This window comes from Bradyrhizobium sp. WSM4872 (assembly GCF_055811715.1).
In genome coordinates this window covers 1-414 of the sequence record NZ_JBVVPT010000081.1, presented here as the reverse complement: position 1 = coordinate 414, position 414 = coordinate 1, and the positions used below count along the sequence as shown (strand labels likewise).

Below are 414 nucleotides of genomic sequence, written 5' to 3'. Positions count from 1 at the left end.
TCGCTCGGTGGCGACACCGTGGCGCTGGTGCCGCAGGTTGCGCCGCCGGTCGATCCGAACGCGGAAGCCCGGCGGGACTACGAATTTGCGGCTCAGATCGGCACAAGGGAGGCATGGACCTCGTTTCTCGGCGTTCACGGTAGCGGCCCCTACGCTGTGTCTGCTCATGCGGCCCTCGACAAGCTGGACGCGGCGGAGAAGGCCCGTGAAAAGGCAGACCTGCTGAGGCGGCAAGCCGAACAGCAGGCCAGGCAGAAGAACGAGGACGTCAAGAAGCAGATCGAGGAGCAGGCTGCGCGCCAGGCCGAGCAGGCGAAGCTCCAGGTCTCGGAACAGACCCGGCGCGATCTGGAGAAGGAGCGCCAACGCCTCGCCGACCAGGCCAGGCGCGAGCTCGACGATGCCCGGCGGCAG

The 414-nt window shown here is 67.9% G+C and carries 1 pseudogene; it reads left to right on the top strand.

From position 1 onward, the window contains the following. Nucleotides 1-414 (top strand): annotated as a pseudogene (locus AC0L3C_RS36200) (caspase family protein); the annotation flags it as partial.